Here is a 21091-nt window from a genome sequence, read left to right as displayed (position 1 = left end):
GGCAAACGCTTGGCTCGGAGGGCTGGTGGGGCATAGCCCCAAGCTGGGTAACGGGGACGTACGCAATCACACGCGCGCGCGCATGAAATCCCCCCACCGCCGCACCAGGTAATTGTGCTCATCCATCACCGAGTTCCACACCGCAATGTGGCCCATGCGCTGCTCATAGGAGCCACCATCACGCACCTCGCCGACGTCGATCAACGGCAAGCCATCACTGCCGAGCAGCTCTTCACGGGCGGGTTTGCCGGCATACCAGTAATCCCACTCGGCGCTGCTCAAATGATCGCGGGTGCGCGCCGGGTTACCGATGTAATAGCCCTGACGCGCCATCACCGCCCCCGGCCAGCCGGATAACCACCAATTCAGATAAGCATAAGCCGCATCCAGCACCGGCCCCTGGGCATGGCGCGACAGCGACAACCCACCAAACCATCCGCGGTACCCTTCACGGGGCACCGCCAGCCGATACTTCACGCCTGCCCGGTGCAAGCGCATCAGGGTCGGCGACCACAGACTCTGGATATCGATGCTGGGGCTCAGCATCAACTGCGCGGCCTCTTCATCATCCGACCAGAACGCCGCAAAGTGCCCCTCCTTCTGCTTGCGCACCAGAATGTCAGCCAGTACATCGATCTCTTCGATGCTCATATTGCCGATGTCTTTGAACTGCGCCAGCCCCGCGCCCTGCACCGCCAACGCGGCATCCAGCGCACCTATCGCGGCATCGCTTTGCAGCGCAGTGCGCGCGCTCCAGGCCGGGTCGAGCAGCCAGCCCCAGCTTTCATTGCCGTGGCTGAAGCCTTCGGGCAAACGCTCCGGGCGGTAGGCAAAACTGTCGGCGTTATGGGTCAACGGCAGCATGCTAATGCGCTCGGTGACGCTGCTGCCAAGGCTGCCGTCGTGCTGCACGAACAGCCGCTCACTGGGCACGCTGCCGCCACCCAACCGGTCGTTGGCCGATAAGCGACCACGCTTGGGCAAATCATTGATCTCGTGCCACAAGGCGATGCGCCGTGTGTCGATGGGCTGGATCGCCCGCGCCGGCCAGACGAAATCAACGTTGTGAAACCATTGGTCGTAGAGGTCGTAGCTGTCGGGCTGCATCACGGCGATGCGCTGGGCCTGCGCCACGTCGTGCACCTGATAGACCAGGCGAATACCCAGCTCTTTTTCGGCGCGAACGCGCAAGCATTCCAGCAGGGTCACGGACGTACCGAGCACACGTAATGTGATCATGCTGCGAAGCGCCGTGAGAACACCTCGAAGGAGCGCCGCAACAGCGCCGGGTCGAGGCCGCGCAGGATAAACACCAGGCGCGACTGGCGGTCGGTGCCGGGCCACGCGGGCAAATGCACCGGGGCGTGCAGGCAGTGCTGCACGCCATGAATGACGATGGGGGCCGAGCTTGCGTTCACGTTGAGCAGTCCTTTGACGCGAAGGATTCGTTCGCCGTGGCATCTTAACAGCATCGACAACCAGACCCCGAAGCCGACCCAGTCCAGCGGTTGGTCGAAGCTCAGGCAGCACACTTGCGCGGCGCCGTGGGTCGCAGTGGTGGTCTGATGCAGTTGCCAGCGGCTGACTTCAACAGCCGGTTCGGCGCTGCGCAAGCCTTCGCCAAGCAGCAACTGATCGCCGCTGTGAACCTCATGGGTATCGAGAATCGGCGTCCCCGCATTGAGTGCCCGCAAGTGCGCGCGCAACGCTTCACAGTCGCCGGCCAAGTCGGTCTTGCTCAGCAGCAAGCGGTCGGCCGCCGCAACCTGGGCCAGCCATTCCGGGTGCAGGCGCTCTTGCAACGTGGCGTGACTGGCATCGACCAGCGTGATCACCAGGCCGATATGAAAACGCCCGCGCAGTTGCACATCGTTGTTCAGCGTGGCCAGGATCGGCGCCGGATCGGCCAACCCGGTGGTCTCCAGGATCACCCGTTTGAACGCCGGAACTTCACCGCGCTCGCGCCGTTGCAACAGGCCGAGCAACGCCTCCTTGAGCTCGCCGCGAATCGAACAGCACACGCAACCGCTGGGCAGCAGCACGGTGTCCGGCGCAACTTCTTCGACCAGCAGATGATCGATGCCGACATCGCCGAACTCATTGATCAGCAACGCCGTGTCACCCAGGCTTTCACCTTGCAGCAGGCGCTTGAGCAAGGTGGTCTTGCCGCTGCCGAGGAAACCGGTGATGACGTTGAGGGCAATGCTCATGATGACTCCAGGTGATCAAGCAAGCGGGGGTCCAGCGGATCCAGCGGGCGACCGAGCATGTTTTCAGCCGCTTGCCAGAGTTGATCCAGGCCACTGGCCAATGCCTGCTTGCCGGTGGCGCCCAACAACAGGTAGGACGCGCCCTGGAAGTCTTCGACCTTGAGCCGGAACACCGCCAGCACCTGGTTGATCGCGGCGATCCGGCGCAGGCGTTCGCGGCGCCGGGGCAGTTCATCGCCCAAGGGGTCGCTCCAGTGCAGGTCTTCGCCGAGTAATCCGCAGAGTCCGCACATGGTTACACCTCACTCATGGCATGACATCGCCGGAGTTCGGGCCCAGCGTCTGGCCGACAAACAGGTTGCCACCCGGCTCACTGGCCAGCAGCACGGCGGTGGGCGCGACTTCATCGGCCAGGCCGAAACGGCCCAGGGGCAATTCGGCGGCCTTGGCGCGCTTCCAGTCGTCGCTGATGCCGCCCACCAGCGGCGTTTCGATAGGGCCCGGCGCGATAGCGTTGACCAGCACATTGTCCTTGGCCACTTCCAGCGCCAGGGATTTGGTGAAACCGATCACGCCAGCCTTGGCGGCGGCGTAATGGGTCAGCTCGGCGCCGCCCTTGATGCCCAATTGCGAGGCCACATTGATGATGCGCCCCCAACGCTGCGCCAGCATGTGCGGCAAGGCGCGCTGGCTGGCGACAAACACGCTGGTGAGGTCGACGCGCAACATGTCGTTCCACATGTCGATGGAGAGGTCGACGCAGCGGGCCTGGGTGAGCATGCCGGCATTGTTGACCAGAATGTCGATGCCGCCGAAGTGCTCGACGCAGCGGTCGACGCTGGCCTGGGCACCTTCGACAGTGCCGACGTCAGCCAGGCATTCAAACACTTCGGCGCCGAGGTTGCGGCAGGTGATGGCGGTTTCGGCAAGGCTGGCGGCGTTACGGTCGGCCAGCAGCAGCCGAGCGCCCTCGGCGGCGTAGGCGCGGGCAATGGCGGCACCGATGCCGCTGCCAGCGCCGGTGATGACGGCGCGGCGGTTATTCAGTTGAGGCATACAAAATCTCCTTAAACAAACACGGTCCCCATTTTTTGCACCGCGTGCGGTCAGTCAGGCCAGCGCACGGTCAAGCCGCCGTCGATGACGATGCTCTGCCCAGTCAGATAACTGGATGCCTCACTGGTCAAAAACTGCACCAACGAGGCCACCTCATCCGCCCGCCCTACCCGGCCCAGCGGAATCGCCCGCGCCGCCTTCGCCAACCCTTCAGGCCCCAACGAGTTCTTCGCATCCAGCGACTGCGGCGTCTCGATCAAGCCCGGAATCACTGCGTTGCAACGGATGCCCAAGGGCGCCAACTCCACCGCCAGCGACCGGCACAACCCCGGCACGCCGGCCTTGGCCGCCGCGTAATGGCTGTGCTCCTGCCAGCCATACACGCCGCCGGCAATCGACGAAATCGCTACCAGCGCGCCGCCCTCGCCCATATGCCGGGTGGCCGCGCGGAAGGTGCGCATCACCCCCGTCAGGTCGACATTGAGCATCTCGTTCCACAACGCATCGGTCATGTCCAACAACGGTGCGCGACGCAGCAAACCGGCATTGGCTACTGCGTAATCCAGGCGGCCGAAATGCTGCACGGCCTGCGCGGCCAGCGCGTCCACCGAGGCGGTGTCGCCCACGTCCAGCGGTAGCATCAGGCACTCACCACCGGCTTCTTCCACCAGCGCCACGGTGGTGTGCGGGTCGTGCGGATCGGCCGGGTAATACCCGCCCACCACCGCCACGCCATTGCGCGCATAGGCCACGGCCAGGGCTTGGCCGATGCCGCTGGCGGCACCGGTAATCAGGGCAACTTTACGGCTCATCTCACACTCCTCACTGAACGGTTTCCGGGCGCACATGGCGAGCGGCAAACATCAGCGCACCGGATAAAAAGCATGGCAGCGCGCCGAACCACAGCGCGGCGGTCTGCCAGTCGCTGCCGGCGGACAACACTTGGGTGGCGCCAAAACCGGCCACCACCGCCCCAATCGGGCCCATGGCATGAATGATCGCGCCACCGGTGGCGCGGATGCTGGTGGGGAAACTCTCGCTGATAAAAAACAGCGCCGCCGAGTACGGCCCGATCAGGAAGAACAGGCCCAGGCTGTAGAGCCCCACCACCATCGCCATATTGCTTGGCCCAAACAGCATCCCGGCAAACGCCAGGCCGCCGAGCATCCAGCCCAGACCGATGACATTGCGACGGCCGATTTTGTCGCCCATCCAGCCATGAGTCAGGTAACCGCAGTACCCCACCAGGTTCGACAGCACGAGGATGATCAGCGAATTCTCGAACGAGATATGGTGCACGCTGACGATCACCGAAGTCCCCAGCACGCTGAACACCTGGATGGCCGCCCAGTTGAGCAACAGCGCGGCGCCGATCACCAGCGTGGCGCGGCGGGCAGGGCCACGGAAGGCGGCTTTGAGGCCGGCCTTGCTGTGTTCGTCATAGTCGACGCCGTAGGTCACAGCGACGTTCTGCGCCTCTTTCACCGCGCCACTTTTACGCAGTTCGCTGATGCGCTGGTGAATCTGGAACTGCGGGCTCTCCTTGAGCTTGCGCGCCATGATCGCAATCACGATGGCCGGGATCGCGGCAAAGATGAAGCAACCCTGCCAGCCGATGACCGGCAACAGCAGCGCGGTCAACCCGGCGGCGATCAACGCACCGACCGGCCAGCCGCCCTGCACCAGGCTGTAGATAAACCCGCGCCGCTTGGTCAGGCGCGGGTCTTCAGAGGCGCCATACAGCTCGCTCAGATACGTGGCGTTGACGGTTTCCTCGGCATAGCCCAGGCCACCCAACGAGCGGATCAGAATCAGCGGCGACTTGCCCCACGCCCCGCCAATCGCGGTGAGTGCCGAGCACAGCGCGGAGCCGGCCACGGTAAAAATAATGCCTTTGCGCCGCCCCAACTTATCCACGACCGGGCCAATGGCAAAGGCAACCACTGCCGTGCCCACCGCCACCCAGGTCGCGATTTCAGCTTGCTCCACTTCTCCCCAGCCAAAGTGCCGGCCGATCTCCGGCAGCAAGGTGCCAAAGAGGATGAAGTCATACACCGCAAACACCCAGGCGAAAAACGCGATCCAGGTGGCGAAGCGCACTTCCTGGGACGTCAGTTGCCGGGGTTTCCAGCCAGTCAGGTCAAGCTTGTTGTAGATGGACATAAATCGCGCCTCGGGGGGGTGGGCTAAGGGTCAGGAACGCGGTTGGCGGCGGATAAAGTCGTCGGCGATTTCGTCGAAGGTGACGAAGCGCACGCCCGCATGGCTCTGGATGTGTTCGATCAGGCGCTCAAGCATCAGCAGCACTTGCGGGCGACCGGACACGTCGGGGTGAATGGTCATGGTGAACACCGCGTGTTCGTGTTCGCGGTAAACCCAGTCGAACTGATCGCGCCACATTTCTTCCAGGTGGCGCGGGTTGACGAAGCCGTGGCTGTTGGGGGCTTTTTTGATGAACATCATTGGCGGCAGGTCGTCGAGGTACCAGTTGGCCGGGATCTCCACCAGGTCGGTTTCTTCGCCGCGCACCAGCGGTTTCATCCAGGTGTCGGGGTGCTGGCTGTAGTCGATCTTGGTCCAGCTGTCGCCCTTGCGCACGTAGTAGGGGTGGAAGTCGTTGTGCATCAGGCTGTGGTCATACTTGATGCCTTTTTTCAGCAGCAGCTCGTTGGTGACCTTGCTGAATTCCCACCACGGCGCGACGTAGCCGGTCGGACGTTTTCCGGTGACCTGGGTGATCAGCTCGATGGATTTATCCAGGACGATTTCTTCCTGTTCGGCCGTCATCGCAATCGGGTTTTCATGGCTGTAGCCGTGCACGCCAATTTCGTGACCGGCGTCGGCCACCGCCTTCATCTGCTCGGGGAAGGTTTCCATCGAGTGGCCGGGAATAAACCAGGTGGTGCGCAGGCCATAGCGTTCGAACAATTTGAGCAAGCGCGGCGCGCCGATTTCACCGGCGAACAGGCCGCGCGAGATGTCGTCCGGCGAGTCTTCACCGCCGTAGGAGCCGAGCCAGCCGGCGACGGCGTCAACGTCGACGCCAAATGCACAGAGAATGTCTTTAGCCATGATGTGTCTCCTTAAATAGTCATTACGGATTCGACGGACAACGCCACGCGCAACAGGCGTGCGTCTTCCCCCGACGGGGCGCTGAGCAGCAGCCCGGTGGGCAGGCCTAGGGCATCGCGGCCGCTGGGCAGGCTGACGCCTGGCATGTCGAGCAGACTGCCGGGCATGGTCAGGCGCAGGGTGGCGAGGTTGGTTTTCACGAACAGCTCGTCGTCGGCTTCCAGCGGGGCCAACGGGGGTGCGACATGGGCAACGGTTGGGGTAATCAGCACGGCGCCGTCGAGCTCGTCGACCAGTTGGCACTGCAGGCGACGGCGTTCGTCGATCAGGTGCAGCAACTGACTGGCGGGCAACGAACGTGCAGCTTCCAGGCGGCGGCGTACGCGCGGGTCGAGCAGGTCGGCGTCGCGGCTGTCGAGCAAGGCCTCGTGCAGCGCGAAGGCTTCGAATGAGCCGAGCCAGCCGTCCTGCTTGATCAGGTTGAGCGTGGCCTGGAAGGTGGCAGACGGGCGCACCTCGATCAGCGCGCCTGCGGCCTTGATGAGGTCCATGGCGCGTAGCAGGTTATTGCGTACGGCCGGTTCGATGTCTTCCAGCGCGCCTTGCTCGAGCACAAAGCGTTGCCCCTTGAGGCTGCGGGCAACATGGGTTTGCGTGCGGCCATTGAGCAGGTCGTCGATCACCAGGGCATCGCGCACGCTGCGGGTCAGCGGGCCGAGGCTGTCGAGGGTGTGCGCCAGCGGGAATACCCCGTCGCGGCTGTAGCGTCGGCTGCTGCTGCGGTAGCCCACCACACCGTTGAGCGCGGCCGGAATGCGGATCGAGCCGGCGGTGTCGGTGCCCATGGCGATTGGCACAATGCCGCCGGCCACGGCGACGGCCGAGCCGGATGACGAGCCACCGGGAATACGCGGTTGATCGCTGCCGTTCGGGTTATACGGCGTGCCGAAATGCGGGTTCAGGCCCAAGCCGGAATAAGCCAGTTCGCTGAGGTTGGTCTTGCCGAGACTGACCATCCCGGCGCGACACAACAGGCCCACGCTAGGCGCATCGAGCAACGCCGCTGGCGCCTCGCGACGGTAAGCGGCGCCGGCGGTCGTGATGCTGCCGGCGACATCAAACAGGTCCTTCCAGGCTAGCGGCACACCATCGAACACGCTCAACGGTTGCCCGGCACGCCAACGGGCTGCGGCGGCTTCGGCTTCGCGACGGGCGCGCTCGGCCGTCAGGGAAATAAACACGGTGGGCGCCATGCTCGCGTGCAGCAGCGCCTGTTCGAGGACTTGCACCGGGTCGCTGCGACCGCTGGCGAACGCTTCGGCCATTGATGTGGCGTCTGACATCAAGATGCACCTCATAAAACGTACATATTAATAAAATGTACATTTTACAAAGGCAGCTTTCGTGCCAGTCTCTGGTATCGCCATTTTTGCACGAGCGCGTTTCTGCCCTTGAGCTACGGGCTAGATGGTTTTTTAGGAAACAAAAAGATTGGCAAAGGCGTGGGCACGGGCCTTGAATGAAATAATGTATCTTTTATTAATAAGTACATTTTGGTGCAGAAAAGTAACAGGGTGACGGCCAAGGCCCCAAAAAAGTGCCAGCAGCGTGGCGCAGAGTGACAGGGTAACTATGAGAGAATCCCCGACCACTTTCCTACAAGCCCTTCAACTCTTTACCTAGAGAAGCAGATGAAAGCAGTGTCCGCCTCGGCCTCCCGTTACGCGATGATTCACACGCTGTTGCGTGATGCGATCGTCAACGGCACCGCCCGCCATGGGCTGGTCTTGCTGGAAGCGCCGCTGGCCGAGTTGTTCGGCACCAGCCGCGTGCCGGTGCGCAAGGCGCTGGACCTGCTGCACGACGAAGGCCTGATCTGCCGCTTCAATGGCCGCGGGTACCTGATCAACCCCGAAGGCCTGGCCATGGAGCCGCTGCGCCTGCCCTTGAGCCCTGCGCACCTGGGCCTCAACGGCGATGACGAGTTGGTAGACACCCGGCCGCTCGGCGAACGGATCGTCGAGGAAATCGGCGCGGCGTTGTCCACCTGCATTGCCTTCGGCCATTACCGCCTGGATGAGCAAGCCGCCGCCGACCATTACGGCGTCAGCCGCGCCGTGGTGCGTGAAGCACTGATGCGCTTGCGCGACCGTGGCCTGGTGGAAAAAGAGCCCTACTCCCAATGGCTGGCCGGGCCGCTGACCGCGCGCGAGGTGACCGAAGACTACGAACTGCGGGCCTGCCTGGAACCAGAAGCCCTGCGCCAGAGCGCGCCGAACCTCGACCGCGACATGCTCGAAGCCATGTTGCAGCGCGTGCTGGCGGCTCAAGAAAGCCCACAGTGCAGCCTGCAAGCCATTGAGCAGATCGAAGAGGACTTGCACCAGCGCTGCCTCGCCGGCCTGCAAAACCGCAAGATCGCCGCGCTGATTCGCCAGGGCCAGAGCCCGATGATCATCAGCCGGATTTTCTACCGTTTACTGGGGATCGGCGCCGATCCCGCCATGCTCGCCGAACACCGCTTGATTCTGGAGCTGCTGCTGCACGGTGCATATGACGCGGCGGCGCTGAATTTGCGTGAGCATTTGCAGCGGGCACGCCAGCGAATGCTGCAGCGCTTGAAGGTGTTGTCGGTGCTGCCAGAACAGCCATTGCCGGCTTATCTTCACAAAATCAGCTGACGGCGCTCGGTACACAATGCTGGCTTGCCTGCTCCCACAGGGGGAAAGCGGTGTTTCGAAAATATTATGCAATTTGTTGCTAACTGCGCCCCGCCATTGAAACCACCGCTGCCCCGCCCCATCTAAGCTGCATACTTCCTTATGCAGGTGCCCCATGAGCGACCAGCAAGAATTCCCGGACATCGACCTGAACGATTACGCCGACCCCGAAAACGCTGAACACCAAGCTTCGTCCAACACCGGCCTGGCCCTGCCTGGGCAAAACCTGCCGGACAAGGTCTACATCATCCCGATCCACAATCGGCCGTTCTTCCCGGCGCAAGTGCTGCCGGTCATCGTCAATGAAGAACCGTGGGCCGAGACACTGGAGCTGGTGAGCAAATCCGACCACCACTCCCTTGCGCTGTTTTTCATGGACACCCCGCCAGAAGATCCGCGCCATTTCGATACCTCTAGCCTGCCGCTGTACGGCACGCTGGTGAAGGTGCACCACGCCAGCCGCGAAAACGGCAAGCTGCAATTTGTCGCCCAGGGCCTGACCCGCGTGCGCATCAAAACCTGGCTCAAGCACCACCGCCCGCCGTACCTGGTGGAAGTCGAATACCCGCACCAGCCGACCGAGCCGACCGACGAGGTTAAGGCCTACGGCATGGCGCTGATCAATGCGATCAAGGAACTGCTGCCGCTCAACCCGCTGTACAGCGAAGAGTTGAAGAACTACCTCAACCGCTTCAGCCCCAACGACCCGTCGCCGCTCACCGACTTCGCCGCTGCGTTGACCTCGGCCACCGGCAACGAGCTGCAGGAAGTGCTGGACTGTGTGCCCATGCTCAAGCGCATGGAAAAAGTCCTGCCGATGCTGCGCAAGGAAGTTGAAGTCGCGCGCCTGCAAAAGGAAATCTCCGCCGAGGTGAACCGCAAGATCGGCGAGCACCAGCGTGAGTTCTTCCTCAAGGAACAGCTCAAGGTCATCCAGCAGGAGCTGGGTCTGACCAAGGACGACCGCAGCGCGGATGTCGAGCAGTTCGAACAACGCCTGGTGGGCAAAGTACTGCCGACCCAGGCGCAAAAACGCATCAGCGAAGAAATGAACAAACTGTCGATCCTGGAAACGGGTTCGCCGGAATACGCCGTTACGCGCAATTACCTGGACTGGGCCACCTCAGTGCCGTGGGGCGTGTACGGCGAAGACAAGCTCGACCTGAAACACGCCCGCAAGGTGCTGGACAAGCACCATGCGGGCCTGGATGACATCAAGAGCCGCATCCTCGAGTTTCTCGCGGTGGGCGCCTATAAAGGTGAAGTCGCCGGTTCCATCGTGCTGCTGGTCGGCCCGCCGGGCGTGGGCAAGACCAGCGTGGGTAAATCCATCGCCGAGTCCCTGGGCCGGCCGTTCTATCGCTTCAGTGTCGGCGGCATGCGCGACGAGGCCGAGATCAAGGGCCATCGCCGTACCTACATCGGCGCCCTGCCGGGCAAGCTGGTGCAGGCGCTCAAAGATGTGGAGGTGATGAACCCGGTGATCATGCTCGATGAGATCGACAAGATGGGCCAGAGCTTCCAGGGCGACCCGGCGTCGGCCTTGCTGGAAACCCTCGACCCGGAACAGAACGTCGAATTCCTCGATCACTACCTGGACCTGCGCCTGGACCTGTCCAAGGTGTTGTTCGTCTGCACGGCGAACACGCTTGATTCGATCCCGGGCCCATTGCTGGACCGGATGGAAGTGATTCGCCTGTCGGGCTATATCACCGAAGAAAAGGTTGCCATCGCCAAGCGCCACCTGTGGCCAAAACAGTTGGAAAAGGCCGGTGTGTCGAAAAACACCCTGACCATCAGTGACGGCGCCCTGCGCGCGCTGATCGACGGCTACGCACGCGAAGCCGGGGTGCGCCAGTTAGAAAAACAGCTGGGCAAACTGGTGCGCAAGGCCGTGGTCAAGCTGCTGGACGAGCCGGACTCGGTGATCAAGATCGGCAACAAGGATTTGGAAAGCTCCTTGGGCATGCCGGTGTTTCGCAATGAGCAAGTGCTGTCCGGTACCGGCGTGATCACAGGCCTGGCCTGGACCAGCATGGGCGGCGCGACCCTGCCAATCGAGGCGACGCGCATCCACACGCTCAATCGTGGCTTCAAGCTCACCGGGCAGTTGGGTGAGGTGATGAAAGAGTCCGCCGAGATTGCCTACAGCTACATCAGCTCTAATCTCAAGTCATTTGGCGGCGATCCGAAGTTCTTCGACGAAGCCTTCGTGCACTTGCACGTGCCGGAAGGTGCTACGCCCAAAGATGGCCCGAGTGCCGGCGTGACCATGGCCAGTGCGTTGCTGTCGCTGGCGCGCAACCAGCCACCGAAAAAAGGCGTGGCGATGACCGGCGAGCTGACGCTGACCGGGCATGTACTGCCGATTGGCGGGGTGCGTGAGAAAGTGATTGCGGCGCGGCGCCAGAAGATTCATGAGCTGATTTTGCCAGAGCCCAACCGTGGCAGCTTTGAAGAGCTGCCGGAGTACCTGAAAGAAGGCATGACGGTGCACTTTGCCAAGCGCTTTGCCGATGTGGCGAAGGTGCTGTTCTGACCATTGTGTAGTGCCTGAACTGGCCTCATCGGGGCAGGCCCCCTCCCACCATTTGACTGCATTCCAAAGGATGTACTCGGTCAACTGTAGGAGGGGGCTTGCCCCCGATCAGGCCAGACCTGCCAACACAAAAGCCCGCCTTGTCACACCTTGTCTCATCTTCGGTTATGCTCGCCCTTCGTCGTCAAACAACGGAGCCCCCATGACCGCTGCCCGCCTGCTTCTCCCCTTGAGCCTTGCCCTGCTGGCCGCCTGCGCCAGTGCCCCCAAGCAAAACGTCACCGTGGAAAACCAGAGCGCCTGCCCGCTCCAGCTTAAAACAGGGCAAAACCTGATCCTCACCTTGCCGAGCAACCCCACCACCGGCTATCGCTGGGCCATCCAGGATTCTGCCGGCGGCGTGCTGCGTGCACTCAGCCCTGAGGTTTACAGCAGCACCGAGTCCGGTGTGATCGGCGGTGGCGGCCAATCCACTTGGCGCTTCCAGGCCTTCGCGGCCGGCCAGGGCCGTTTGCGCCTGACCTCCCAGCAACCTTGGGAACCGGAAGCCGAGCCTGCCGAAACCTTCGACTGCGCCATCACGGTGAACTGATATGCCTTGGCTGATTCTTGCGTTGATGGGCGCCGGCACCTTTGTCTACGGTTTGAGCACCCACGCGGCGTTACTGTGCCTGTTGGTCAAACCGTTGCCGGTGCTGGCGTTGCTGGGCTGGCTGCATGACGCGCCGCCCACCGACTATCGACGCTGGATCAGCCTGGGGCTGATTTTTTCCCTAGTGGGCGACGTCTTGCTCGCGTGGCCAGGCGACCTGTTTATCTTCGGCCTGGGCGCCTTCCTGTTTGCGCATTTGGCGTATCTGAAAGCCTATTTCAGCGATTGCCGGCGCCTGGCGTTGTTGCCGCTGGTATTGGCACTGGGCGTGGGCGCGATTCTGCTGAGCATTCTGATTGCCCATGGCCTGGGCGAGTTGCTGATTCCGGTGGTGGTGTATGCGCTGGTGATCAGCGCCATGCTCTGGCGTGCATTGGCGCGACTGGGCAGTGAGGTGCCCAAGCGCTCGGCCCTGCTGGCGGCGGCGGGCGCGGTGTCGTTTGTGTTTTCCGACACGCTGATTGGTATCAATCGGTTCGTGGTCGCCTTTGAGGCGGCGCCGTATTTATTGATCAGCACGTATTGGCTGGGTCAGTGGGGCATCACCGCCTCGGCTTTCCATCAGACTACCCGCGCACACGAGGGCCAATTTGGCTAAAATGCCGGCCTTTCCCCCCTCGTCGCCGGAACAACCGTGAGCAAAGAACCCGATCGCCTATTCGCCCAGCCCCTGCCCCAGGTGCCGGACTTCGCCTTTAACGAGGACGTGGTGCGGGTGTTCCCGGACATGATCAAGCGCTCGGTGCCCGGTTACCCGACCATCGTCGAGAACCTCGGCGTGCTGGCCGCGCAGTTTGCGCAACCCAACAGCGTGCTCTACGACCTGGGCTCGTCCCTCGGCGCGGTCACCCAGGCGCTGCGCCGCCATGTGCGCACCGACGGATGCCGGGTAATCGCCGTGGATAACTCGGCGGCGATGGTCGAGCGCTGCCGCGAATACCTCAATGGCCAGGACTCGCACTGCCGGTTGAGGTGATCGAGGGCGATATCCTCGCGCTGCAGTTCCAACCGGCCTCGGTGGTGGCGCTGAATTTCACCCTGCAATTTATCGCCCCCGATCAACGCCTGGCATTGCTCGCGCGTATCCGCCAGTCGCTGCTGCCGGGCGGCGCGTTGATCCTCTCGGAAAAGCTGCGGTTCAACGACCCTGAAGAACACGCATTGCTCACCGACCTGCACATCGCGTTCAAACGCGCCAACGGCTACAGCGAACTGGAAATCGCCCAGAAGCGCAGCGCCATCGAAAACGTCATGAAGCCCGACAGCCTCGAAGAACACCGCGAACGCCTGTTGGCGGCCGGGTTCTCGAAAGTCGTGCCGTGGTTCCAGTGTCTTAACTTTGCCTCGTTGATTGCCTTGCCATGATTGATCTCTCTCCCCTCGCCCGCCACTTGGTCGGTACTCCGTTGGCCGTATGGGCCCAAGGCCTGCAAGCGCAACTCGACAGCAAGATGGAAAAGGGTCATGGCGACCTGGAGCGTTGGCAGAGTGCGCTGGATGCGCTGCCGCAGATCCAGCCCAGCGAAGTCGATTTGCTCAATGGCCTGACCCTTGATACCGATTGCGACGACGCCACCCGCGCACAGATGCGCACCGCGCTGATGGGCCTGAGCCCGTGGCGCAAAGGCCCGTTCAACCTGTTTGGCGTGCATGTGGACACCGAATGGCGTTCGGACTGGAAGTGGTCACGCGTTGCCCCGCACCTGAATTTGAACGGCAAGCGCATCCTCGACGTGGGTTGCGGCAACGGCTACTACATGTGGCGCATGCTCGGCGCGGGTGCCGACAGCGTGATTGGCGTGGACCCGAACTGGCTGTTTTTCTGCCAGTTTCAGGCCGTACAGCGCTACCTGAACGAGCCGAAGGCCTGGCACTTGCCGTTCCCGTTTGAAGACCTGCCGCCGAACCTGGAAGGCTTCGACACGGTGTTTTCCATGGGCGTGTTCTATCACCGCCGTTCGCCGATCGAGCACTTGCTGGCACTGAAAGACTGCCTGGTCAAAGGCGGCGAGTTGGTGCTGGAAACGCTGGTGGTCGAAGGCGATCAGCAGCAAGTGCTAGTGCCGGAAGACCGCTATGCGCAGATGCGCAATGTGTGGTTCCTGCCTTCGGTACCGGCCTTGATGCTGTGGCTACGGCGCGCCGGGTTCAGCGACGTGCGCTGCGTGGATGTGAGCGTGACCACGGTCGAGGAACAGCGCGGCACGGAGTGGATGAAGTACCAGTCGCTGAGCGACTTCCTGGACCCGGATGATCACAGCAAGACCGTTGAAGGGCTGCCGGCGCCGATGCGCGCGGTGATCATCGCCAAGAAATAACCTGCAATCTCCCTGAATAAATGGAGATCAAACTGTGGGAGCTGGCTTGCCTGCGATAGCGATCTGTCAGTCAATTGATCAGTGACTGATGCACCGCTATCGCAGGCAAGCCAGCTCCCACATTGGTTTTCAGTGTTCTTTAGAGTGTGGGCTTGGCTCTTCTGGCCTTAAAGAACTCACTCAACACTGTCCCGCATTCCTCAGCCAACACCCCGCCTTCAAACAGCACCCGATGGTTGAGAAACCCTTGGGTAAAAAACTGCCCCTGGCTTTGCACGATCCCCGCCTTGGGCTCCAGCGCGCCGTACACCACCCGCGCGATGCGCGAATGCACAATCAGGCCCGCGCACATGCTGCACGGTTCCAGCGTTACATACAGCGTGCTGCCGACCAGGCGATAGTTGCTGATCGCCTGCGCGGCGGCGCGGATGGCGACCATTTCGGCATGGGCGCTGGGGTCGTTGCCGCTGATCGGGCAATTGAAACCCCGACCGATGATTTCACCGTCCTGCACCAGCACCGCGCCAACGGGCACTTCGCCAAGGGCGGCGCCTTGGGCGGCGAGGGCCAGGGCTTCACGCATGAAGTCCTGGTCGCGGCTGCGGTCGATAATCGCCGTGGGGCGAATCTGGCGCATCACGCCACCTCGATGGCGGCCATCAGGCCGGTTTCCATGTGATCGATCACGTGGCAATGGAACATCCACACCCCCGGGTTATCCGCCACCAACGCCACGCGCGCGCGCTCGTTCTTGCCCAGCAAGTAAGTGTCGGTGAAGTACGGGATCACCTTGTGGCGGTTCGAGGCGATCACCTTGAAACTCATGCCGTGCAGGTGGATAGGGTGCTGGTACTGGGTCATGTTCTTCAATTCGAAAATGTAGCTTTTGCCTTTCTCAAGCTTGGCAATCGGGCGGTCAGCACAGGTCTTGTCGGTGATGTCCCAGGCCTTGCCGTTGATTTGCCACAGGCTCGGCGGTTTGCCGTCATCGACCGACACGGTACCGACCCATTCGAAATTGAAGTTGAGTTTCTCGGCATTCGCCAGGTCCGGCTCGGCGATCGGGTTGGCGGGCAGCGCCGGTGGCCATTCGGTGGGCGCATCGGTATTGGCGACGGAACGGAAGGTGCCCAGGCGCACCGGACCGTTGCGGATGGAGAGTTCTTCACCGGCAGGCGGTGCCTTGATCGCCAGACAAATACGCATGCCCGGGCCCAGCCAGTATTCCTTGCCCAAGGGGCGCGGCTCCACGGGGTTGCCGTCCAGCGCGTAGATTTGCGCGTCGACGTCGGGGATGTTGATGCGATAGGTCAGCGTGTTGTCGAGGTTCAGCAAGCGCACGCGGGTGATTTGCCCGGCGGGCAAATCGATCACCGCCTGGGACACGCCATTGATCGTCGACAACCGCCCGGCCGTGCCGCCACGCGCGGCTTCACGGGGTACGCTGAAGGCCACGAAGGCGCCCTCTTCGTCCACGTGCCAGCTTTTCAGGCTCAGGGTGCGCTCGTGTTTGAAACCGGTGGGCTCGCGCTCTTCGATGATCAGCGGGCCCACCAGGCCACGGCCGAGTTCTTCGCTGCTGTTCACGTGCGGGTGATACCAGTAGCTGCCGGCGTCCGGCACGCGGAATTTGTAATCGAAGTATTCGCCGGGCAATACCGGCAACTGCGAGACGTAAGGGACGCCGTCCATTTCCAGCGGCAGGCGGATGCCGTGCCAATGAATGGTGGTGGCGACCGGCAAGTGGTTGATAAAGCGCACCCGCAGCCACTCACCCTGGCGCACACGCAACTCGGTGCCCGGCGCCGAGGGGCCAAATGCCCAGGCTTCGGTTTTGTGGCCCGGCACCAGTTCCACGTCCAGCGGCGCGGCGATCAGTTGGTAATCGTGCCCGGCTTCAGCCTCGGCAACTTTCCCCAGCCAGTAGCGATAGCCGCCACCGGCACCGACGCCCACTACGGCCAGGCCTGCGAGACCCCCCAGGATTTGTCGACGGGAAAAGGATCGGGACACAACAACCTCACGTATCTGCCACAGGCCAGAGGCCCGCAAAGGGCAGATACGATACACCTGACCCGGCTAAACAGTAAGGCTTCGCATTGCCGCATGGCTCAATTCAATGGGTTTGGCTGGGTAACTACAACTCTGGATACACCGAAAATCACTGTGGGAGGGGGCTTGCCCCCGATTGCAGTGGGTCAGCTACAGATAGGCTGACTGACACACCGCTATCGGGGGCAAACCCCCTCCCACATTTTGATCTTCAGTGATTTTTAGACTGTGCTCACTTGGAGCTGGCAGCCGCCAGGATCAGGGCTTTCATCTCGGCCACTGCGCCTTTGAAACCGACGAACAGCGCGTGCGCCACCAGCGCGTGGCCGATGTTGAGTTCGTTGATGCCCTTGATCGCAGCCACGGCTTCGACGTTGTGGTAGTGCAAACCATGGCCGGCGTTGACGATCAGGCCTTCACTGAGGCCGCACTGTACGCCGTCGATAATACGCTGCAGTTCGTCAGCGACTTCGGTGGGCGTGGTGGCATCGGCATAGCGGCCAGTGTGCAGTTCGATGGCCGGCGCGCCAACACGGCGCGAGGCTTCGATCTGACGCTCGTCGGCGTCGATGAACAGTGAGACTTCACTGCCGATCTTCGACAGGCGTTCCACCGCGGCTTTGATCCGCGCTTCCTGGCCAGCAACATCGAGGCCGCCTTCGGTGGTGAGCTCCTGGCGCGTTTCCGGCACCAGGCAGATGTGCGCCGGGCGAATGCGTTCGGCGAACGCCATCATTTCTTCGGTGACGCCCATTTCGAAGTTCATGCGGGTTTGCAGCACGTCCTTGAGCAGCAACACGTCGCGCTCCTGGATGTGGCGGCGGTCTTCGCGCAGGTGCACGGTGATGCCGTCGGCGCCCGCTTCTTCGGCGTCCAGCGCGGCCTTGACCGGATCAGGGTAACGGGTGCCCCGGGCCTGGCGCAGGGTAGCGACGTGGTCGATGTTGACGCCAAGAAGAATGCGATTGCTGGTGCTCACGGAAGCGCTCCTGAAAAGGGAAAGAAACGCCGCACAGCATACACGGGGTTGTCAGGGCTTTCGAAACAACTCGCGACTGACCAGCGGCCGCCCGCCCAAGTGCACGGCGAGCGCCTGGCGCATCAAGCGCTTGGCCGCGGACAAGGCGCCTGGGGCAGTCCAGTCGGCTTCGCTCATGGCCAGCAACTCGGTGCCCTGGAACAGGCCGGGTTGCAGCAGGTAAACGCGTTCCAGGCCGGCGTCGACTTGCAGGCGGTACATGCCGTCTGCGGCGATAGGGTCGCCGTGCAGGTCGTTGCTCAGTTCGAAGCCGTAGCCCAGGTCGTCGAGCAGTCGCCATTCAAAGGCGCGCAGCAGCGGTTCCAGCGGGCGGCCTTCGGCCAGTGCAATGAGCGTCGCGGCGTAGTGATCGAAGACCGCAGGGTGCGGGTCTTCGGCAGGCAGCAGGCGGATCAGCAGCTCGTTGAGGTACAGGCCGCTGAACAGGGCTTCACCGTTGAGCCAGGCGGAATTGCCGACGCTTTCCAGACGGCCGACGTTTTTCAGCTCGCCCTTGCCACGAAACTCCACGTCCAGGGCCACGAACGGCCGGGCCAGCGTGCCGGCCTTGCCTCGGGCGCTGCGCAAGACTGCGCGCAGGCGGCCTTGGGGCGTGAGGAAGTCCACCAGGGCGCTGGTCTCGCGGTAAGCGCGGCTGTGCAGGACGTAGGCGAGTTGGCTGGTGGGTTGGGACATGGATGCTCACTGCTGGAATGCATTTTTGAAAACTGCACAAATCTAACGTGGGAGGGGGCTGGCCCCCGATGGCAGTGTGTCAGTCACTTATCTGTTAACTGACCCACCGCTATCGGGGGCGAGCCCCCTTCCACATTTTCAGCCCTGTGGTGTATTCAAGACCCTACAGGTCGCCGTAGCCCAGGGAGCGCAGTGCGCGCTCGTCATCGGACCAACCACCCTTAACCTTCACCCACAGGTTGAGCATGATCTTGGAATCAAACAGCAATTCCATGTCCTTGCGCGCTTCGGTGCCGATGCGCTTGATGCGCTCGCCCTTGTCGCCAATGATGATTTTCTTCTGGCCGTCACGCTCGACGAGGATCAGCGCATGAATATGCAGGGTTTTGCCCTGCTGCTTGAACTCTTCGATTTCGACGGTGATCTGGTAGGGCAGCTCGGCGCCCATCTGGCGCATGATTTTCTCGCGCACCAGTTCAGCGGCGAGGAAGCGGCTGCTGCGGTCGGTGATCTGATCTTCCGGGAAGAAGTGCTCGTTCTCGGGCAAGTAACCCGCGATCACGCGCTCCAGGGCCTCAAGGTTGTGACCGTGCTGGGCCGAGATCGGCATGATCTGGGCGTTCGGCAGTTGCTCCTGCAGCCAGGTCAGGTGCGGCATCAGCTCGGCTTTGTCTTCGATGCGATCGGTCTTGTTCAGCGCGACGATCAACGGGCCGGTGACGTACTGCACGCGCTCGAGAACCATCTGGTCTTCGTCGGTCCACTTGGTGCGGTCAACCACGAAGATCACCACGTCGACGTCTTTCAACGCCGCCGAAGCGGTTTTGTTCATGTAGCGGTTAAGTGCCTTTTCGCCACCTTTGTGCATGCCCGGGGTGTCGACGTAGACGGCTTGGACGCTGCCTTCGGTCTTGATGCCCAGCATGTTGTGGCGGGTGGTCTGCGGCTTGCGCGAGGTGATCGCGAGCTTCTGGCCCAGGATGTGGTTGAGCAGCGTGGACTTGCCCACGTTCGGGCGGCCGACGATGGCAACATAGCCACAGCGTGTTGCGGTTGAATCAGTCATGGCCATTCTCCACGCCCAGGGCAATCAGTGCTGCAGCGGCCGCTACCTGTTCGGCAATACGACGGCTCACACCCTGACCTCGGCTTTTTTCATTCAATAAGGTGATTTCACATTCCACGAAGAACACGCGGCAATGCGGCTCACCCTGGATATCCACCACTTCGTAGCGTGGCAGTTCACAACCGCGCGACTGCAGGAATTCCTGCAAGCGGGTCTTGGGATCTTTGTTGGTGTCGACCAGCGTCAGGCTCTCGATCTCCGAAGCCAGCCAGGCCACCACGCGCTCCTTGGCCGTCTCCATGCCTGCATCCAGGTAGATCGCACCGATCAACGCTTCGAGGGCATCAGCCAGGATCGACTCACGACGAAAGCCACCGCTTTTCAGTTCACCGGACCCCAGGCGCAAGTATTCGCCCAGGCCGAAACCGCGGGCCAGCACGGCCAGGGTCTCGCCTTTCACCAGCCGTGCACGCAGGCGTGACAGCTGGCCTTCGCGCGCTTGCGGGAAACGCTCGAACAGCGCCTCACCGGCGGCAAAGTTGAGGATGGCGTCACCGAGAAATTCCAGGCGTTCGTTATTACGCCCTGCAAAACTGCGGTGTGTGAGTGCAAGGACCATCAATTCCTGGTCCTTGAAGGTGTAGCCGAGCTGACGCTCGAGACGACTTAGAGAAACGGTCACGGTTTATCCATATCTAGTTGGTGGCACCGGCGGCCATCGACGATTGACGCAGTGTTCAAATTCAAATCCTGGTTGGTGCCGCATGAGGCCGGACGACGCATTGTCCGAACCCCAGAAAAGCATTCGGCGCTGTGTTCACAGCGCCGCCTGTATTACTTGATCAGCCCGACCCGCGAGAAGTTCGGCAGGTGGCTGAGTTTGGGTTCCGGCCAACTCATCCAGACCGCAAAGGCCTTGCCGACAATGTTCTCGTCGGGAACCATGCCCAGCAGGTCCTTGGGAATATTGGGGTCATCCCAGTAACGGCTGTCGTTGGAGTTGTCGCGGTTGTCGCCCATCATGAAGTAGTGCCCGGCAGGCACTTTCCACTCGCCATCAGGCATCGCACGGTAGCGGCTCATTTCCTTACGGATTTCGTGCTCTACCGCGCCGAGTTTTTCCTGGTACAGCTCGGCGCTGCCCAAGGTGTTCGGTTCGGCGCCGATCAGTTTCTCGGCCACCGACTCACCATTGATGAACAGACGCTTGTCGCTGGTGTAGCGAATCACGTCGCCCGGCAGCCCGACTACGCGCTTGATGTAGTTGACGTTCGGGTCGCTTGGGTAGCGAAACACCATCACATCGCCGCGCTGCGGGTCACCGACCGGGATGACTTTCTTGTCGAGCACCGGCAGGCGGATCCCGTAGGAAAACTTGTTCACCAGGATGAAGTCGCCCACGTCCAGGGTCGGTTTCATCGACCCCGAAGGGATCTGAAACGGCTCCACCAGGAACGAACGCAGCACCAGCACGATGAACAACACCGGGAAGAACGACTTGCCGTATTCAACCAGCAGAGGCTCTTTGTTCAGCTTCTCGACCACCACCGCATCGGGCTGGCTGACGCTGCCCTGATAGGAAGCGATAGCCGCCCGCCGACGCGGGGCGAAGAACACCAGATCGAGCAACGCCAGGAGACCGCAAACGGCAACGGCGATGACCAGCAACAGCGGGAAATTTAGTGACATAGG

Annotated in this window: 20 protein-coding genes and 1 pseudogene; 6 read left to right on the top strand and 15 right to left on the bottom strand. The window is 62.1% G+C overall.

Features of this window, described 5'->3' with window-relative positions; translation table 11 throughout:
* Positions 1 to 66 precede the first annotated feature (66 nt).
* The 8 genes from AB5I78_RS05985 to AB5I78_RS05950 are packed head-to-tail and all read right to left on the bottom strand — an operon-like array spanning position 67 to position 7681.
* Entirely contained in the window at positions 67 to 1239 is a 1173-nt protein-coding gene (locus AB5I78_RS05985) for a PotD/PotF family extracellular solute-binding protein (protein WP_145161435.1), read from the bottom strand.
* Entirely contained in the window at positions 1236 to 2210 is a 975-nt protein-coding gene (locus AB5I78_RS05980; RefSeq protein ID WP_369300897.1) for a GTP-binding protein, read from the bottom strand. The genes AB5I78_RS05985 and AB5I78_RS05980 overlap by 4 nt, the downstream gene beginning before the upstream one ends.
* On the bottom strand, positions 2207 to 2503 hold the full coding sequence (locus tag AB5I78_RS05975; protein WP_145161429.1) for a hypothetical protein: 297 nt from the start codon (positions 2501 to 2503) through the stop codon (positions 2207 to 2209). The genes AB5I78_RS05980 and AB5I78_RS05975 overlap by 4 nt, the downstream gene beginning before the upstream one ends.
* A 13-nt stretch (positions 2504 to 2516) precedes the next feature.
* The gene (locus AB5I78_RS05970; RefSeq protein WP_242194485.1) at positions 2517 to 3266 is read right to left on the bottom strand and encodes an SDR family NAD(P)-dependent oxidoreductase; all 750 of its coding nucleotides are present in this window, start codon (positions 3264 to 3266) and stop codon (positions 2517 to 2519) included.
* A gap of 50 nt (positions 3267 to 3316) precedes the next feature.
* Positions 3317 to 4078, bottom strand: coding sequence for an SDR family NAD(P)-dependent oxidoreductase (locus AB5I78_RS05965; protein WP_145161424.1), 762 nt, complete (start codon positions 4076 to 4078; stop codon positions 3317 to 3319).
* Positions 4079 to 4088: 10 nt separating this feature from the next.
* Positions 4089 to 5429 carry an MFS transporter gene (locus tag AB5I78_RS05960; RefSeq protein WP_145161421.1) on the bottom strand — a complete coding sequence of 447 codons (1341 nt, stop codon included), beginning with the start codon at positions 5427 to 5429 and terminating at the stop codon, positions 4089 to 4091.
* Between the two features lie 30 nt (positions 5430 to 5459).
* Positions 5460 to 6338: a polysaccharide deacetylase gene (locus AB5I78_RS05955; RefSeq protein WP_053254585.1), complete on the bottom strand. Its 879-nt coding sequence runs from the start codon at positions 6336 to 6338 to the stop codon at positions 5460 to 5462.
* An 11-nt stretch (positions 6339 to 6349) separates the two neighbouring features.
* Positions 6350 to 7681, bottom strand: a complete 1332-nt coding sequence (locus AB5I78_RS05950) for an amidase (RefSeq protein WP_369300899.1) — start codon at positions 7679 to 7681, stop codon at positions 6350 to 6352.
* Positions 7682 to 8029: 348 nt separating this feature from the next.
* Here AB5I78_RS05950 and AB5I78_RS05945 point away from each other — a divergent pair, with 348 nt between their 5' ends.
* From AB5I78_RS05945 to cmoB, 6 genes and pseudogenes are all read left to right on the top strand, one after another.
* Entirely contained in the window at positions 8030 to 9019 is a 990-nt protein-coding gene (locus AB5I78_RS05945; RefSeq protein WP_145161414.1) for a GntR family transcriptional regulator, read from the top strand.
* A gap of 154 nt (positions 9020 to 9173) precedes the next feature.
* A complete protein-coding gene (gene lon / locus AB5I78_RS05940) occupies positions 9174 to 11597 on the top strand; it encodes an endopeptidase La (protein WP_145161411.1) in 2424 nt (807 codons plus the stop codon).
* Positions 11598 to 11799: 202 nt separating this feature from the next.
* Positions 11800 to 12189: a protease inhibitor I42 family protein gene (locus AB5I78_RS05935; protein ID WP_106579457.1), complete on the top strand. Its 390-nt coding sequence runs from the start codon at positions 11800 to 11802 to the stop codon at positions 12187 to 12189.
* A gap of 1 nt (position 12190) precedes the next feature.
* Positions 12191 to 12847: a lysoplasmalogenase gene (locus AB5I78_RS05930; RefSeq protein ID WP_262210568.1), complete on the top strand. Its 657-nt coding sequence runs from the start codon at positions 12191 to 12193 to the stop codon at positions 12845 to 12847.
* 36 nt (positions 12848 to 12883) lie between these two features.
* A pseudogene (gene cmoA, locus AB5I78_RS05925) lies at positions 12884 to 13614 on the top strand (carboxy-S-adenosyl-L-methionine synthase CmoA).
* A complete protein-coding gene (gene cmoB / locus AB5I78_RS05920; RefSeq protein ID WP_369300900.1) occupies positions 13611 to 14567 on the top strand; it encodes a tRNA 5-methoxyuridine(34)/uridine 5-oxyacetic acid(34) synthase CmoB in 957 nt (318 codons plus the stop codon). Before cmoA ends, cmoB begins: the two are co-directional and overlap by 4 nt.
* Before the next feature lie 139 nt (positions 14568 to 14706).
* Here cmoB and tadA read toward each other — a convergent pair whose 3' ends face one another.
* The 7 genes from tadA to lepB form a co-directional block, all read right to left on the bottom strand.
* Positions 14707 to 15204, bottom strand: a complete 498-nt coding sequence (tadA, locus tag AB5I78_RS05915) for a tRNA adenosine(34) deaminase TadA (RefSeq protein ID WP_145161398.1) — start codon at positions 15202 to 15204, stop codon at positions 14707 to 14709.
* Positions 15204 to 16580, bottom strand: a complete 1377-nt coding sequence (locus AB5I78_RS05910) for a multicopper oxidase family protein (protein ID WP_145161395.1) — start codon at positions 16578 to 16580, stop codon at positions 15204 to 15206. The genes tadA and AB5I78_RS05910 overlap by 1 nt, the downstream gene beginning before the upstream one ends.
* Before the next feature lie 271 nt (positions 16581 to 16851).
* The gene (pdxJ, locus tag AB5I78_RS05905) at positions 16852 to 17598 is read right to left on the bottom strand and encodes a pyridoxine 5'-phosphate synthase (RefSeq protein WP_242194509.1); all 747 of its coding nucleotides are present in this window, start codon (positions 17596 to 17598) and stop codon (positions 16852 to 16854) included.
* A 51-nt stretch (positions 17599 to 17649) separates the two neighbouring features.
* The gene (gene recO / locus AB5I78_RS05900) at positions 17650 to 18333 is read right to left on the bottom strand and encodes a DNA repair protein RecO (protein WP_242194512.1); all 684 of its coding nucleotides are present in this window, start codon (positions 18331 to 18333) and stop codon (positions 17650 to 17652) included.
* 163 nt (positions 18334 to 18496) lie between these two features.
* On the bottom strand, positions 18497 to 19399 hold the full coding sequence (gene era, locus AB5I78_RS05895) for a GTPase Era (RefSeq protein ID WP_003234112.1): 903 nt from the start codon (positions 19397 to 19399) through the stop codon (positions 18497 to 18499).
* Positions 19392 to 20081, bottom strand: coding sequence for a ribonuclease III (gene rnc / locus AB5I78_RS05890; protein WP_094951369.1), 690 nt, complete (start codon positions 20079 to 20081; stop codon positions 19392 to 19394). The genes era and rnc overlap by 8 nt, the downstream gene beginning before the upstream one ends.
* Positions 20082 to 20233: 152 nt before the next feature.
* Positions 20234 to 21088: a signal peptidase I gene (lepB, locus tag AB5I78_RS05885; RefSeq protein WP_106579465.1), complete on the bottom strand. Its 855-nt coding sequence runs from the start codon at positions 21086 to 21088 to the stop codon at positions 20234 to 20236.
* Positions 21089 to 21091 lie beyond the last annotated feature (3 nt).

The organism is Pseudomonas sp. N2-3-1-14 (genome assembly GCF_041228395.1).
GTDB lineage: Bacteria > Pseudomonadota > Gammaproteobacteria > Pseudomonadales > Pseudomonadaceae > Aquipseudomonas.
Note: the sequence above shows the minus strand (reverse complement) of the source record. Positions and strands in the feature narration are given on the sequence as shown.